General features: G+C 67.9%; 15 protein-coding genes. 2 read left to right on the top strand and 13 right to left on the bottom strand.

Going from position 1 to position 15312, the window contains the following annotated elements:
- Positions 1–32: 32 nt before the first annotated feature.
- The 7 genes from ACWEVR_RS26385 to ssd all read right to left on the bottom strand — a co-directional run bounded on the left by ACWEVR_RS26385 (position 33) and on the right by ssd (position 5526).
- Complete coding sequence (locus tag ACWEVR_RS26385; protein ID WP_452469211.1) at positions 33–473, bottom strand: Rv3654c family TadE-like protein; 441 nt, start codon at positions 471–473, stop codon at positions 33–35.
- A gap of 113 nt (positions 474–586) precedes the next feature.
- The gene (locus ACWEVR_RS26380) at positions 587–901 is read right to left on the bottom strand and encodes a TadE family type IV pilus minor pilin (protein WP_452469143.1); all 315 of its coding nucleotides are present in this window, start codon (positions 899–901) and stop codon (positions 587–589) included.
- Between the two features lie 41 nt (positions 902–942).
- Positions 943–1152, bottom strand: coding sequence for a DUF4244 domain-containing protein (locus ACWEVR_RS26375; RefSeq protein ID WP_067495857.1), 210 nt, complete (start codon positions 1150–1152; stop codon positions 943–945).
- A 72-nt stretch (positions 1153–1224) separates the two neighbouring features.
- The gene (locus tag ACWEVR_RS26370; protein WP_452469142.1) at positions 1225–1890 is read right to left on the bottom strand and encodes a type II secretion system F family protein; all 666 of its coding nucleotides are present in this window, start codon (positions 1888–1890) and stop codon (positions 1225–1227) included.
- Between the two features lie 236 nt (positions 1891–2126).
- The gene (locus ACWEVR_RS26365) at positions 2127–2783 is read right to left on the bottom strand and encodes a type II secretion system F family protein (RefSeq protein ID WP_452469141.1); all 657 of its coding nucleotides are present in this window, start codon (positions 2781–2783) and stop codon (positions 2127–2129) included.
- A 476-nt stretch (positions 2784–3259) separates the two neighbouring features.
- Entirely contained in the window at positions 3260–4441 is a 1182-nt protein-coding gene (locus tag ACWEVR_RS26360; RefSeq protein WP_452469140.1) for a TadA family conjugal transfer-associated ATPase, read from the bottom strand.
- A complete protein-coding gene (gene ssd, locus ACWEVR_RS26355; RefSeq protein WP_452469139.1) occupies positions 4441–5526 on the bottom strand; it encodes a septum site-determining protein Ssd in 1086 nt (361 codons plus the stop codon). Before ssd ends, ACWEVR_RS26360 begins: the two co-directional genes overlap by 1 nt.
- A gap of 451 nt (positions 5527–5977) precedes the next feature.
- Here ssd and ACWEVR_RS26350 point away from each other — a divergent pair, with 451 nt between their 5' ends.
- Entirely contained in the window at positions 5978–6757 is a 780-nt protein-coding gene (locus ACWEVR_RS26350; RefSeq protein ID WP_133733990.1) for an HAD family hydrolase, read from the top strand.
- 433 nt (positions 6758–7190) lie between these two features.
- Here ACWEVR_RS26350 and ACWEVR_RS26345 read toward each other — a convergent pair whose 3' ends face one another.
- The 6 genes from ACWEVR_RS26345 to ACWEVR_RS26320 form a co-directional block, all read right to left on the bottom strand.
- Positions 7191–7937 (bottom strand): Fic family protein, encoded by a 747-nt coding sequence (locus ACWEVR_RS26345; protein WP_225281424.1) that lies wholly within the window; start codon positions 7935–7937, stop codon positions 7191–7193.
- 11 nt (positions 7938–7948) lie between these two features.
- Entirely contained in the window at positions 7949–8113 is a 165-nt protein-coding gene (locus ACWEVR_RS26340; protein WP_157104681.1) for a hypothetical protein, read from the bottom strand.
- A gap of 80 nt (positions 8114–8193) precedes the next feature.
- Positions 8194–9858: an ABC transporter ATP-binding protein gene (locus ACWEVR_RS26335; protein ID WP_452469138.1), complete on the bottom strand. Its 1665-nt coding sequence runs from the start codon at positions 9856–9858 to the stop codon at positions 8194–8196.
- Positions 9855–10784 (bottom strand): ABC transporter permease, encoded by a 930-nt coding sequence (locus ACWEVR_RS26330; RefSeq protein ID WP_452469137.1) that lies wholly within the window; start codon positions 10782–10784, stop codon positions 9855–9857. Before ACWEVR_RS26330 ends, ACWEVR_RS26335 begins: the two co-directional genes overlap by 4 nt.
- The gene (locus tag ACWEVR_RS26325; protein WP_067640809.1) at positions 10777–11703 is read right to left on the bottom strand and encodes an ABC transporter permease; all 927 of its coding nucleotides are present in this window, start codon (positions 11701–11703) and stop codon (positions 10777–10779) included. The genes ACWEVR_RS26330 and ACWEVR_RS26325 overlap by 8 nt, the downstream gene beginning before the upstream one ends.
- A 60-nt stretch (positions 11704–11763) precedes the next feature.
- Positions 11764–13389: a peptide ABC transporter substrate-binding protein gene (locus ACWEVR_RS26320; protein WP_452469136.1), complete on the bottom strand. Its 1626-nt coding sequence runs from the start codon at positions 13387–13389 to the stop codon at positions 11764–11766.
- 331 nt (positions 13390–13720) lie between these two features.
- Here ACWEVR_RS26320 and acs point away from each other — a divergent pair.
- Positions 13721–15312, top strand: a 1592-nt coding sequence (gene acs / locus ACWEVR_RS26315) for an acetate--CoA ligase (protein ID WP_452469135.1), incomplete at its 3' end; no start/stop codon positions are given.

Raw genomic sequence — 15312 nt, 5'->3', positions numbered from 1 at the left:
GGAAGCAAGCCGACCTGTGCGAACGCGTGGCATCACCCGCTCTCCTCGACCGGGCCCGCCCGCGCCGCGCCGACCACGGAGCGCACACCGAACACCCCGAGCCCCACCTGCCGTTCGACCGTCACCACGGCATCCCACTGCTCCACCTCACACCGTGACACACGCGCCCCCATGCGCCGCGCGACATCACCCGCCTCCGCGCACCCCACCTCCGCCCCCTCCACCAAAGCGCCCGCAGCGGCCAGCGCCCCCAGATCGGCCGCCGCCTGCACTCGGTGCCGTGCCACCACCACGGCACCGACCTGCCCCACCATCAAGGTCGAACAGATCAGCCCAGCCAACGCCACGCATGCGAAGGCTGTCGCACCACCCTGGTCGCCCCCGGAAGCTGCGGACCGATACCGCCGCGGCTCGAGGTAGGCCGAGCCTCGTCGGCGCCCGGTCCCACGGCGGCCGCGTGAGCCCTGGCCGATCGGGTGCAGAACCTCGGCGCGAGCGGTGCGCATCAGTCCTGAGTCACGAGGGCAGGGATGACAGGCCGCGTGGTCCATAGATGGCGGCGTGTCCCGAGGAGAGATCGGTGTAGTCATGGCTGAGTTCCGGGTTCGAGGACGGCTACCGCTTCGGCTCGGAGGTGCAGGCCGGGAAGTAGTGGGGTGGTTGCGGCGACCGTGGCGACGACGCGGTCGCCGTCGTTGCGGAGTTCGACGGTGGCCCCGGGTGGGGCGACGGTGCGGCCTGCGGCGACGGCGTGGGTGGTGTCACCGCGTGCGGCCAGGCGCGCGGTTTCGCGGGCGGCGTCGACACAGCGCACCTGGGTCGACGCCGCGAGCAGGGCGCCGACGCAGAGGGCGACCGCGCATACGAGGGCGGCGAGGGCGATGGCGGCCTCGACCGTCACCGCTCCCGTATCGTCTGTGAGACAGCTTGCGCGACAGCGGTTTACACGCTGGTGTTGAGCGCCTTGTCGATGATCGATGTCAGCGCGTTGACGATGTTGTCCCCCGTGACCACCGCGTAGAGCACCGCGCCGAAGGCGGCCGCGGCAATGGTCCCGATCGCGTATTCCGCCGTCGACATCCCGGCGTCGTCGAAGAGCAGCCGGGTGAAGCGGGCTCGGACCTCCAGGCAGACGGTGCGTACATGCGTCATCGTGATCCCCTCTCATTTCCCACCGCGCGGACGATCCACCCGGTGACGTTTCGTGGCCCACTTGGCGGGCGTTCACGGCAGGCCGCCGTTGCCGAGGACCCGGCCCGCCAAACCCACTACGACCGGGACGATCCCGAGGCAGACGAAGGCGGGCAGGAAGCAGAGCCCGAGTGGGCCGCCGATCAGCACACCCGCACGTTCGGCGCGTGCCACGGCGGCGTCTTCCACCACTTCGCGTCGCTGCGTTGCCAATTCGGCGACCGCGGTGGCCAGCGAAGCGCCCGACCGGGCCGAGCGTCGCGCCATCCGCGCCAGCGACTCGACTTCATCGGCACCCGCGGAACCGACCGCGTCGGCGGCGGCACGTTCCCATGCCGTGGTGGCGTCGGCGCCGAGTGCCAGTAGGTCGGCGGCCCGCAGCAGAGCCGCGCATAAGACCGGTGGTGCGGTGGGAGCGCTGGCTCGTGCGGCTGCTGCCATCGGCAGCCCGGCTCGCAGGCACGCGGCGAGCAGATCGAATGCCGAAGCCGACCCCAACGGGTCCGCCTTCGCCGTCACCCGCACCGGAGCCGGTGCCGCCGCAGGCCCGAGTCCTCGCAATCGCCGGCTGACTGCCACCCTCCCGGGCAATACCAGCAGCGCAACAGCCAGAATCAGAACCGCGAGCGGTAGCGGCGCACCGAAATCTTGCTGCACATCAACCCCTTTCACTCGACATCGGCAACCGTCCACACCCATCCACAGCTCTGTGCACAGTCCACAACCGCTGGTGGGCCGACTCTGGTCGGCGCGTGGACGGCGCACGCCTCGCCGGGCAGGCACACCCGGGCTCGAGTCGCCCCCGCGCAGGCGGACGAACACATGCGGCCATCTCCCGCCCGGCGTACATGAACGCGCGTGGACACTCGTCCTGGGTGGGGACACCCTCCACAGCAGTTCACAAGTCGGCAGTGACTCGAGACTCATCGGAACGCTCATGCCGTCCCCCTTCGGGTGATGACATCCGTCCACAGCAATCCACAGCAGGCCAAGGCGGTGCCGAGGGGTAGAAGGAATTCACCTGCGGGAGAAGCGAAGAGGACGGACAGGGGTGCGGCGCCCATCAGCTGGCCGAGTCCTACCCCTACCAGCGGGAGTCCGGCGAGGACCGTGGCGGAGGCTCGAGCGCCTGCCAGCGCGGATTCGGTGCGGTCGCGAAAGCGGGTCCGGGCGAGGAGATCGGTGCGGGCGGCGGAGAGAAGTTCGGCCAGCGCCAGACCGTGTTGCTCGGCGACGCGCCAGGCGGTCGCGATCCGCGACAGCTCCTCGGCGACAACGGAATCCGGATGCATCAACCCGTCGGCGCCCGAACCACCGAGACGGCTTCGACCCGCGCTGATCGCGAGCACGCGCGCCGCCTCACCCCGCGACTCGCCCGCAGCCGATTCCGCCGCCGCGCTCGGGTGAGCTCCGACCCGCAGCTCACCGACGACAGCTTCCAACCCGGCCAGCAGATGCGCGCATTCCTGCCGACGCTCCCGCTCAGCCCGCCCGCGCCGATTGCGCACAGCCACAGTCACACCGAGCACGAGTGCGGCCAACCCCGTTCCGACTCCGAAGCCGAAAGCCGCACACCCCACCAGGGTTCCCACACACCACTCCACAGGCACACGCGGCAACCGGCCCCGCTGCGCCACCCCGAACAGCCGCCCGAACCTCCGCTGCCCTCCCGAAACCGGAAGCACAAGCACCGCGACCGCACAACAGAGCAATCCAATCCCCATCTCTCGCACCTTCACTCACGTTTCGACAAGTTCGACAAGCAGCTTTTGTCCACAGGTGTCCACATCGGTGGAAGATCTCTCGCCCGTCGACGGAGCCGCATACCTGCCCGACAACAGAGGAGAAACCGCCGGCACCTTCGCGCCGGTACGCGACCGCCTTCGAGAGCTCTGCGCACGGCACTCTTGGGAGCTCTGTGCACAACTCGCGACGAGCTTCTCGAGACAGCGGCGCCGCGAGCCGAGGAACTTGCGGACCCCACGCCTCGTCTCGCAACGCGGGAACGGGCGGACCGAGGTCGGGTGCGTCCGGTGCCGATGGCGGGTGAGAAGCGCAGATCGCACACTCATCCGAGCCTCGATTCCAGGAGCCGGGCCAGTTCCGGAGCGCCCGGGGTCGGGGCCGAATCGGAGCGCCAGGCGGGGGTGATGTGGATGGAGTCGGTGTCGCGCTGGAGGATTCCTATTTCCCGGAGGCCTCGGGTGCCGTCGGCGCGGCGGTGGACGTGAAGGACGACCTGGACCGCGGCGGCCAGCTGGCTGTGCAGGGCGGCGCGGTCCATGCCGCCGAGGGCCGCGAGGGCTTCCAGCCGGGCGGGAACTTCCTGGGGTGAGTTGGCGTGAACTGTTCCCGCCCCGCCGTCGTGGCCGGTGTTGAGGGCGGTGAGCAGATCGACGACCTCCGCGCCGCGGACCTCACCGACGACGATCCGGTCGGGGCGCATCCGCAGCGCTTGGCGGACCAGATCGCGAACAGTGACCTCGCCCACCCCTTCCACATTGGCCGTGCGCGCCACCAGGCGCACCACATGCGGATGTACCGGTGCCAGTTCCGCGGCGTCTTCCACGCAGACGATCCGCTCGGCGGGATGCACGGCCGCCAGCAGCGCGGACAACAATGTCGTCTTTCCCGCGCCGGTTCCGCCGACCACGAGGAACGCGAGGCGGGCGCGCACGATATCGCCGAGCAGCGCACGGGCCGCGGGAGGTAGCGATCCGGCGGCCGCGAGGGCATCGAGGCCCTGGGTGGCTGGGCGCAGGACGCGCAGCGACAGGCAGGTGCCGTCGTGGGCGACAGGCGCGAGGACGGCATGCAGCCGCACGCCGAACGCGTCGCCGAGTGTTGCCTCGGTGCCGGTGAGTTTCCCGTCGACCCACGGCTGGGCGTCGTCGAGCCTGCGACCCGCCGCCAGGGCGAGACGCTGGGCGAGCCTGCGCACGGCGGCTTCATCGGCGAAACGCACGTCGGTGCGTTCGAGGCCGTGGCCACGATCTATCCACACCGCATCGGGACCGGTGACCAGAACATCGGCCACGCGCGGATCGTGCAGCAGCGGTTCGAGCAGGCCTGCGCCGGTCATCTCGGTCTGCAGCAGACGCAGGGCGCGCAGTAGGTCGGTGTCGGCGAGGACACCGCCCGCTTCGGCGCGGATCGCGGCGGCGAGTTGGGCGGCATCGGGTGCGCCCGCGTGTTCGGCGAGGCGTTCGCGGACCCGCTCGAGCAGGTCGACGGTGACGAATGTCGTCATCACACCTGCGCCCCGACCATGGCGAGAACCGCGTCGGCCGCGTCGCGCAGCGGACCGCGTCTGCGCACGCTGAGCCCGCCGCGTTCGAGCCGCGCGGCCAGCCCGGCTTGTCCACGCACAGCCGCGAGCAGCGGCAAACCGAGCACCTCGGCCACCTCTGCACCGCGCAAGCCGCCCGGTGCGGGGCCACGAACCACCAGGCCCCGGTTCGGGTTTCGCTCGCCGAGATACGCCGACACCACCTCGGCGGCGGCTATCGAACGCAACCGCGCGGGCACGACGAGGACGACGAGATCGGCGGCATCGACCATCACGTCGGCCGCCGCACCGCGCTCCCCCGACACATCGCAGACGACCAGATCCCCTGCGGACCTACCGGATTCGATCACCGCACGCACCGCCGCGGGCGCCAACTCGGCGGGCGGACCCGCGCGCCCGCAGGAGAGCACAGCCAACCCGGGACAGGCGGCAGGCAGCGCGTTGTGCAGCGCGGCAGCGGAAACCCGCCCGTCCTCGATCACCAGGTCGGGCCAGCGCAGCCCGGCGACGTTCTCCATCCCGAGCACGAGGTCGATGCCACCGTCCAGGGGCGCGCCGTCGATGAGTACCGCGTCGCGCCGCACTCGCAGCGCCGCACCGCGTAAGGCCGTCGCGGCGGCGAGCGTGGACGCGCCGGCTCCCCCACCCGCGCCGGCCACGGCGACGACCACACCCTCCCCGGTGCGCGACTCGGCATGCTCGGCGAACTGTTCGACCAGCGCGACTGCCGCGCCCGGCAGCCCGACGACGCGTTCGGCACCGACGGCGGTGGCGGCCTGCCAGTCGGCAACGGCCGGTTCACCTTCGGTGACGAGCACGATCCCCGCCCGTCGCGGGCAGCCCGCCGCGGCGGCGGCGATCGCGGCATCGGTGTCGAGGATCACCAGGCCCGCGCCAGCCCAGGCGTGCCTGCCGACGGGCATGTGCCGTTCGTCGGTGACCCGCTCGGCGGCCGCGGCCACGCGGCGCACCTCGGCACGCAGCCGTTCGTCGCGCACGAGCACGAGGGCGGGCGAGATCGGAGCGGAGGTGGGAGCGAGGTTCATGCGGTTCAGCGTGCTCGCGGAGGACCTCGGCCGACACCCGTCGAACGGCGATTGTGGATAACTCGCGGGGTGTGGATAACTTCCGAAGACGCTGCCGGATGAAAGTAATCGTCCTGAAAATAGAGGACGGCCCCAGCCGGGGGGGAGGAGGCTGGGGCCGTCGGGTTCAGCCCCGGGGGGTCGGGCTGAACGCACCTGGACCATGTCCAGGTGTCAGCAATACTACACCCATAACCCGCCGACGGCGCAAGTAGCGTCGGCCGACATTCTTCGGCGATTCGCGCCCTCCGGCGTCCGCGGGGCAAACGCCGAACAGTTGCCTGAGCGGGCGGATCCCCCACCCGTCGGTGCGCGTGCCTATCCTGTTGTCGTGACCGCCGATCGCCGCCAGACTCCGCCTACGGACACAAGACTCGATTCCTCGGGCCGTACACCGACGGCCGGCGGGCGGGTGGCCGCGTTCTTCGATCTCGACAAAACGGTGATCGCGAAATCGAGCGCGTTCGTGTTCAGCAAACCCTTCTACGCGCAGGGGTTGATCAACCGCAGAGCCGTACTGGAGAGCAGCTACGCACACTTTTTGTTCCTCCTGTCGGGTGCCGATCACGACCAGATGGAACGAATGCGGGCAAACCTGGCCAACATGTGCGCGGGCTGGGATGTGCAACAGGTGAAATCCATTGTGGCCGAGACACTTCACGAGTTGGTCGACCCACTGATCTACGCCGAGGCCGCCGACCTGATCGCCGATCACAAGATCCGCGGCCACGATGTGGTGATCGTTTCGGCGTCCGGCGAGGAGATGGTCGGACCGATAGCCGAGGCGCTCGGCGCCTCCCACACCGAGGCGACGCGGATGGTCGTCGAGGACGGAAAATACACCGGCGAGATCGAGTTCTACTGCTACGGAGAGGGAAAGGTGGCCGCGATCGAAAAGCTGGCCGCCGCAGAGGGTTACGACCTGTCCCGGTGCTACGCCTACTCCGACTCGGCGACCGACCTGCCGATGCTGAGCGCGGTCGGCCACCCGACCGCGGTGAACCCCGACCGCGCGCTGCGCAAGGAGGCCGTCGCACGCGGCTGGCCGGTGCTCACCTTCTCCAATCCGGTGTCGCTGTGGTCGCGGTTCCAGGCGCCGTCGAGCACCACGGTGGCAGCGACGGCGGCGGTCGGGCTCAGCGCCGTCCTGGCGGGCGCGATCAGCTACCGGCTGCTGCGTAAACGCCGCTGACCTGCGACGCAGCCTCGACCCGCAAGCACGGATCGCCTGCTGACACGCCGAAAACAAGCGGATTCGGCAATGCCTGAGAAACGCTTGAAGTGAGCGCGGTCACAGTGTAAGAATGGAGTCACGGAAGGACGGAAGGCCAAGACGGGACCGGAAGAGAAGGTTTCGCCTCCCATCCCACCCTTCCCAGCACGGACGCCAGGCACCCACGCGGAGCGCGCCGCGACAAGGGCAGCAGAGTTGTGGGCCTGCGAAATTCGGGCAGTCGTCGGCGAGAGCCTCGCACAGGTTGCGGGGATGAACCGGCGGGGTTCGGATGATCGCCGAGGCCACCGAACACAACCCACCCCAGCACGCTTGGTAACCAGGTGTTCCGTGCTAGCGGGCGGCGAAGTCGAGCAATCGGCACGCCGCCCGTTTCGATGTGTGGGGAAGGTCAGCCCGCGGCCGCGTCGGCGATCGAGTTGGCCTCTCGCGCACCGTCTTCGAGCGCACCCGCACAGAACAGCACCCATCCGCCCACACCCTCCGGTGTGCCCATGCCGAAGCCGGCGGCCGCATCGAGGTAGGCCTGCCTGCGACGCAGCCAGAACACCTCAGGAACGCCGAGGCTGCGGGGATCGAGCCCGGTCGACACCGCGACCAGTCGCGACGCCGCGCGGGCGACCACACCGTCGGCGGTACCGAACGGGCGAAGTGTCATCAGCTCGCCGTGCACCACTGCGGCGATCACCGGCGCGGGCGCCTTGCTGGTCTGCACGGTCTGAGCCAGCAGGTCCAGCCGCTCCGCCACCCCGGGTACCGGGCGTGGCCTGCCGAGTTCCTGCTGATCGGTGACGAGGTCGGCGGCGGCGAGCAGATGCAGCCTGGCCAGCGCCTGCAGCGGGGCGCGGCGCCAGGTGCCGACCAGGTTGGTGAGCGCGTCACCGTCGAGCGCCTGGCCCACCCGCAGCGCACCGGCCAGCACCGGATCGCTGACCTTGCCGTCGGCGGGCAGATCGGTGCTCGCGCCCTCGATGGCAGCCGACGAACGCGCCGCGCGGACGGCGGCCTCGGCGGCGGTGGTCGCCCAGCCGCGCCGGTTGGACTTGTGCCGGTGCACCGCGGCGAGCGCGTCGCGCGCCTTGTCGGCGGCCTCACGCACGCCGGGCAGGTCGACCAGGGGCTGCAGCGGATCAGTCACGACATACGAGGCTACCGTTCCAGCGCACCGTCTCCGACGGCCACATGCAACCCGCCCGCCCTCGGCCAGACCCGGTCGGGCCACAGCACCTCTGCCAGGCGCTTCGCCGCCGGGGTCTTGGCCCGCCGGCGACGCGCCTCCAGCTCGGCCTGCCGCTCCGCATCGATTCGATCCACCGGCGCCTCCCCACCTCAGCGAGCCACGTCGCACCACCTCGGACCCATCAACGATACGCCGCTGAGCTGCGCTGACGCCGCTATTTCACGAGCTCCCGCCCCGGGATCGCCTCGAGCAGATCCCGCGTGTACTCCTCCCGCGGCGCGGCGAACACCTCATCCGTCGTGGCCGATTCGACGACCTTCCCGGCTCGCATGACCAGCACGTTGTCCGCGATCTGCCGGACGACGGCCAGATCGTGGGTGATGAACAGGTACGTCAGGCCCAGCTCGGCTTGCAGGTCGTTGAGCAGCGTGAGGATCTGTGCCTGCACCAAGACGTCGAGCGCGGACACCGCCTCATCGCAGACGACCAGTTCCGGCGACAACGCAAGCGCCCTGGCGATCGCCACCCGCTGACGCTGCCCGCCGGACAGCTCGTTGGGGTAGCGCCGCAGCACCGAGGACGGCAGCGACACCTTGTCGAGCAGGTCGCGCACCACCTTCTCGCGTTCGGCGGCGGTACCGATCTTGTGCACCCGCAGGGGTTCTTCGACGGTGCGGAAGATGGAGTACATCGGGTCGAGGGAACCGTAGGGGTTCTGGAAGATCGGTTGCACGCGACGGCGGAAGGCGAAGGCGCCCTTGCTGTCCAGCGACGACACCTCCTGACCGTCGAACACCACCGAGCCCGCCGTCGGTTCGAGCAACCCGAGCACCATCTGCGCGATGGTCGACTTGCCCGAGCCGGACTCACCGACGATCGCGGTGGTCGTGCCGCGCTCCACACAGAAACTCACGTCGTCGACGGCGGTGAAAGCCGTCGACTGCCACGGTCGCTTGCCGCGAATCTTGAACTTCTTGGTCAGGTTTCGCACGTCGAGCACGGTGTCGGGCAGCGCCTCGGTGGCGGCCACCTCGACGGCACGGTCGCGCACCTTCGCCCGCTGCCGCGACGACGACATCCGCTGTGCCGCCAGCGAGGGTGCCGAATTCACCAGCTTCTTGGTGTAGGCGTGCTGCGGGTCGCGCAGGATCTGCAGGGCCGGACCGGATTCCACCACCCGCCCGCGATACATCACCACGAGGTGTTCGGCGCGTTCGGCGGCCAGGCCGAGGTCGTGGGTGATGAGCAGCACGGCCGTCCCCAGCTCGGTGGTGAGCTCTTCGAGGTGACCGAGGATCTGGCGTTGCACGGTGACGTCGAGCGCCGAGGTCGGTTCGTCGGCGATGAGCAGTTTCGGCCTGCACGACAGCCCGATCGCGATGAGCGCGCGCTGGCGCATACCGCCGGAGAACTCGTGCGGGTACTGGTTCACCCGCCGCTCGGCATCCGTCATCCCGGCCTCGGTGAGCAGTTCCACGGCCCGTTCGCGCGCGGCCGCACCCTTGGCGATGCCGTTGGCCTCCAGGGTTTCCCGGATCTGGAAGCCGATCTTCCACACCGGGTTCAGGTTCGACATCGGGTCCTGGGGGACCAGGCCGATCCCGTTGCCCCGGACGGCGACGATCTCCTTGGCCGAGGCCTTGGTCAGGTCCTTGCCCTCGAACCGGATGGACCCGCCGGTCACCTTGCCGGTGCCGGGCAGCAGATCGATGATCGCGTGCGCGGTCGTCGACTTGCCCGACCCGGACTCGCCGACGATGGCGACGGTCTGCCCGGGGTAGACGGTCAGATTCACCCCGCGCACAGCGGGCACCGGTTTGCCGCCGGAAGTGAAACTTACCTCCAGATCGCGGATTTCGAGCAGCGGTTCGGTGGTCATCGGGTGCGCTCCTTCGGATCGAGCGCGTCGCGCACCGCGTCGCCGAGCATGATGAAGCTCAGCACCGTGATGGCCAGCGCGGTCGCCGGGTAGAACAGGATCGGCGAGGTACGGATCTCGGACTTGGCACGGGAGATGTCGGCGCCCCAGGCCACGATGTCGGGCGGCAGACCGACACCGAGGTAGGACAGCGTGGCCTCGGTGACGATGAAGACGCCGAGCCAGATGGTCGCCACGACGATGAGTGGGCTCGCCGCGTTCGGCAGCACGTGCCGCATCAGCGTGCCGAACCGCGACACTCCGAGCGCCTTCGCCGCCGTGACGTATTCGCTGTTCTTGGCCTCGATCACCGCGCCACGGGCGATGCGCGCGGCCTGCGGCCAGGTGAACGCGACGAGGATCGCGATCACCGTGGTGATCCCGGCCGGGCGGAGCAGCTGCAGCAGCACGATGGCGGCGAGCACCATCGGGATGGCGTAAAAGATCTCGGCGATGCGCGAGACGACGGTGTCGAGCAGGCCGCCGTAAAACCCGGACAGCGCGCCCAGCACCCCGCCGACCACCAGGAACAGCAGCGCCGAGCCGACGCCGACGGTCACCGAGGCGCGGGCGCCGTAGATGGTGCGCGCGTAGATGTCGCAGCCCTGCTTGTCGAAGCCGAACGGGTGGCCCGGGCGCGGCCCGTCCATCCCGAACTCGCCGAGGCACTGGCGCGGGTCCTGGCTGGTGAACAGCGACGGCCACACCACGACCAGCAGTACGAGCACGATCAGCACGACGGCCACGAGGAACACCGGGTTGCGCCGCAGCCGCCGCCACGCGTCACCCCAGATGCTGGTCGGCGTGCCCGCGTCGAGCACGCGGTCGGTGGCGAGCACCTCCACCTCGTCGGCGGGGGCCACGAAATGCGATTGCTTGTCATGCATAACGGATCCTCGGGTCGAGCGCGGCATAGAGCAGGTCGATGACCAGGTTCATCAGCAGGAACAGCACAACCAGCACCGTCACGAACGACACCACCGTCGGCGGCTCACCGCGGATGATCGCCTGATACATGGTTCCGCCGACACCGGGGATGTTGAAGATGCCCTCGGTGACGATGGCGCCCGCCATCAGCGCACCGAAATCGGCACCGAGAAAGGTGACGACCGGAATCATCGAATTGCGCAGAATGTGCACCGTGACCACGCGCCGGCGGCCGAGGCCTTTCGCCGTCGCGGTGCGCACGTAGTCGGCGGATTTGTTCTCCGCCACGGAGTTTCGCGTCAGGCGCAGCACATAGGCGAACGAGAGCGAGCCGAGCACGAAAGCCGGGACGATCAGCTCACCGAGACTGGCGTTCCCGGTGACGGTCACCGGTGCGATGCCCCATTTCACACCGAGCAGGAACTGCGCGAGATAACCGACGACGAACACCGGGAGCGCGATGATCACCAGACTCGCGATCAGCATCGTCGAATCGAACAGTTTGCCCTTGCGCAAACCGGCGATCAAACCGAACAGGATGCCGAAGAAGCCTTCGATCAGCACGGCGAGGAACGCCAGTTTGATGGTGATCGGGAAGGCGCGTTCGAGTTCCTCGCGCACCGGTCTGCCGGAGAACGAGGTGCCGAAGTCGAGGGTGAGAATGCCCTGCAGGTAATGCAGGTATTGCATGATGAACGGCTGATCGAGGTGGTAGCGGGCGCGCAATGCCGCCTCGGCCGCCGGGGTCAGCGCCTTTTCACCGGCCAGCGCCTTGATCGGGTCGCCGGGAATCAGGAAGACCATCGCGTAGATCAGCAGCGTGGCGCCGAGGAAGACCGGGATCATCTGGAGCAGGCGCCGGAGTATGTACCAAGTCATCATTCCTCCGAAAACGGCCGGGCCGAGCCACTTTTCGTGACCCGGCCCGGCGGCGAGTGGTTACTTCTCGATGTTCTCGAAGTCGAACAGGCCGTTCCAGGCGAGTTCGGCCTTGGTGACCCGATCGGAGCGGCCCGCGGCGGCGATGTAATCGAACACCGGGATATCGGCCATATCCCGGATCAGGATCGCCTGTGCCTGCCCGATGAGTTTGTAGGACTCCTCCTTCGTCGCCGCTGCCATGGCGGCGTCGAAGAGACGGTCCACCTCGGGGTTGTTGTAGTTGACATTGTTGGTCTCGGAGTAGCTGTAGTAGTTCGACCCGAGGAACTGCATCATCGTCGGGTAATCACCCTGCCAGCCGTAACGGAAAGCGGTGCCGATGGTTTCGGCGTTCACCGCGTCACGCACGTCCTTGAACGTCGGCACCGGATTGGCGACGGCGTCGATATTGAGAGTGTTCTTAACGCTGTTGGCCACCGCTTCGATCCAGGCCTGGTGGCCGCCGTCGGAGTTGTAGGTGATGGTGTAGCGCGAACCGGCCCACGGCGACATGGCGTCGGCCTGAGCCCACAGCTTCTTGGCCTCCTCCGGGTTGTACTCGAACACCTCGACGCCCGGGAGGTTCGCGTCGAAGCCGGGCAGTGTCGACGCGGTGAAATCACGTGCCGGGTTACGCAAGCCGTTGAAGATCTTCTCGATGATCTGCGGCCGGTTGATCGCCATGGAAATGGCCTTGCGACGCAGCACGCCCTCCGCGCCCGCGAAATGCGGAACATTGGACTGGATGCCGATGTGCTGGTTCTGCGCGGTCGGCTTGGTGATCGCGCGGTCGCCGAGATCGCTCTTGTAGGTGCTCAGGGCGCTGTCGGGAATGGTGTCGAGCGCGTCGAGGTTGCCTGCCTGCAGATCGGCGTAAGCGGTCTCGTAGGACTGGTACATCACGAAGCGCAGGCCCTTGTTCTTGGCGGGCCTACCGCCCGGGTAATCCGGGTTGGGCTTCAAATCGATCTTGACGTTGTGTTCCCAAGATTCGAAAGCGTAAGGGCCGTTGCCGACGGGCTTCTCACCGAAGGCCTTCATGTCCTTGAACGCCACCTCAGGTAGCGGATAGAACGGCGCGTAACCGAGGGCACTCTCGAAGTCGATCGACGGCGACTTGAGTTCCACGGTGAAGGTGCGATCGTCGACCACCTTCAGGCCGGACATGGTCTGCGCCTTGGGCTGTTCGGCATTCACCTCGTCGAAACCGGCGATCTGGCTGAACGCGTAGCCCTGCAACTGCGCGTTGGTGCCGAGCGCGCCGTAATTCCAGGCGTCGACGAACGACTTGGCGGTGACCGTGGTGCCGTCGGTGAATTTCCAGTTCGGCTTGATGGTGATGCGATACGACTTGCGGTCGGTGGTCTCGATCTTCTCGGCCATCTCGTCGTGCGCTTCGCCGTCGGCGTCGTAGTACTTCAGGCCCGCGAACAAACGGTCGACCACGCGGCCGCCCATGTTCTCGTTGGTATTGGTCGGTACCAGGGGATTCTGTGGCTCTCCCGCATTGGTGGTGACAATGGCGGCATCGGCACTGTCATCGGACGAGCACGCGGTGAGACCCAGGCTTGTGGCCACTAGTCCCGCCGCGATCAGCGCGGTCGCTCTGATGAATCTCAACGATCTCTCCCGGTTCGCTTCCATGACATGAAGGGGACGCAGTCATCTTCCGCGTCACATGTATCCCTACGGTTACATGACGAATACGCGGAAAAGTTTGCCGAGCCCTTCCTGTTCGACAGAAAAAAATGAACAATTCTCGGAACCATCAGCTGAACGGTTGATCTAAAACGATAGCCCGGGATCGCCTGCCCTGTCCGCGAACTCACCGGATGAATCAAGCCCACTGAACGTCTCGGAAACCGAGCTCACGCAACGCCCACAAGGGGGCGGACACGTTCGTTACTGTCGAGGTGCCACGGCTGCGCCCTGGCGACCGACCCGACCGCACCAGGCATGTGAGGCTGACATCGACATGACCGAAACCGCTGCAGGACATCAGGATTCGTATCCGCCGAACGCCGAGTTCGCGGCTGCCGCCAATGCCGGTGCCGAACTCTACGAGCGGGCCGACGCCGACCGTGAGGGCTTCTGGGCCGAACAGGCGTGCCGCCTGCACTGGCACACACCCTTCACACAGGTCCTGGACTGGGACGACGCACCTGTGGCGCGCTGGTTCGCCGACGGCGAGCTGAACATTAGTTACAACTGCGTCGACCGCCATGTTCTCGACGGCCACGGCGACCAGGTGGCCATCCACTGGGAGGGCGAACCCGGCGATTCGCGCGCGATCACCTACCGGGAACTGCTCGAGGAGGTTTCGCGGGCGGCCAACTATCTGACCGAGCTCGGGCTGGTCGCCGGTGACCGGGTCGCGATCTATATGCCGATGGTGCCCGAGGCGATCGTGGCGATGCTGGCGTGTGCGCGGCTGGGGCTGACGCATTCGGTGGTGTTCGCCGGGTTCTCGCCGAGCGCGCTGCGTCAGCGGGTCGACGACGCGCAGGCGCGGCTGGTCATCACGACCGACGGACAGTGGCGGCGGGGTAAGCCCGCGCCGCTGAAGGAGGCTGTCGACGAGGCACTGGCCGCCAAGGGCGATGTGCCGTCGTCGGTGGAGCATGTGCTGGTGGTGCGCCGCGTGGGGACCGAGGTGCCGTGGACCGACGGGCGCGACCTGTGGTGGCACGAAACCGTCTCCGCCGCTTCGCCCGCACACGAGGCGCAGCCGTTCCCGGCCGAGCATCCGTTGTTCATCCTCTACACCTCCGGGACCACCGGGAAGCCGAAGGGCATCCTGCACACCAGCGGTGGATACCTCACCCAAACCGCCTACACCCACCACAACGTCTTCGATCACAAAGCGGGACAGGACGTCTACTGGTGCACCGCCGACATCGGATGGGTCACCGGACACAGCTACATCGTCTACGGACCGCTGGCCAACCGCGCTACCCAGGTCGTCTACGAAGGCACCCCGAACTCCCCCAATGAGCACCGCCACTTCGAGATCATCGAAAAGTACGGCGTCACCATCTACTACACCGCTCCCACGCTGATCCGCACATTCATGAAGTGGGGCCGCGAAATTCCGGACGCCCACAACCTCACCAGCCTCCGTCTGCTCGGCTCGGTCGGCGAGCCGATCAACCCCGAAGCGTGGCGCTGGTACCGGGAAGTGTTCGGCGACAACAAGACCCCCATCGTGGACACCTGGTGGCAGACCGAAACCGGCGCCATCATGATCTCGCCGCTGCCCGGCGTCACCGATGCCAAACCCGGCGCCGCCATGCGCCCCCTGCCCGGTATCTCGGCGAAGGTCGTGGACGAAGAAGGCAAGGCGGTGCAGCTCGGCGAAACCGAGGCCAACGGGTACCTGGTGCTCGACAAGCCGTGGCCGTCGATGCTGCGCGGCATCTGGGGCGATATGGACCGCTACCGGTCCACCTACTGGGAGCGCTACGCCGAGCAGGGCTGGTACTTCGCCGGTGACGGCGCCAAACTCGACACCGACGGCGACCTCTGGGTCCTCGGCCGCGTCGACGACGTCATGAACGTCTCCGGCCA

Source organism: Nocardia sp. NPDC003979 (assembly GCF_053605015.1).
The sequence above is the reverse complement of the archived record's forward strand: the minus strand, read 5'-3'. Positions and strand labels throughout refer to the sequence as shown.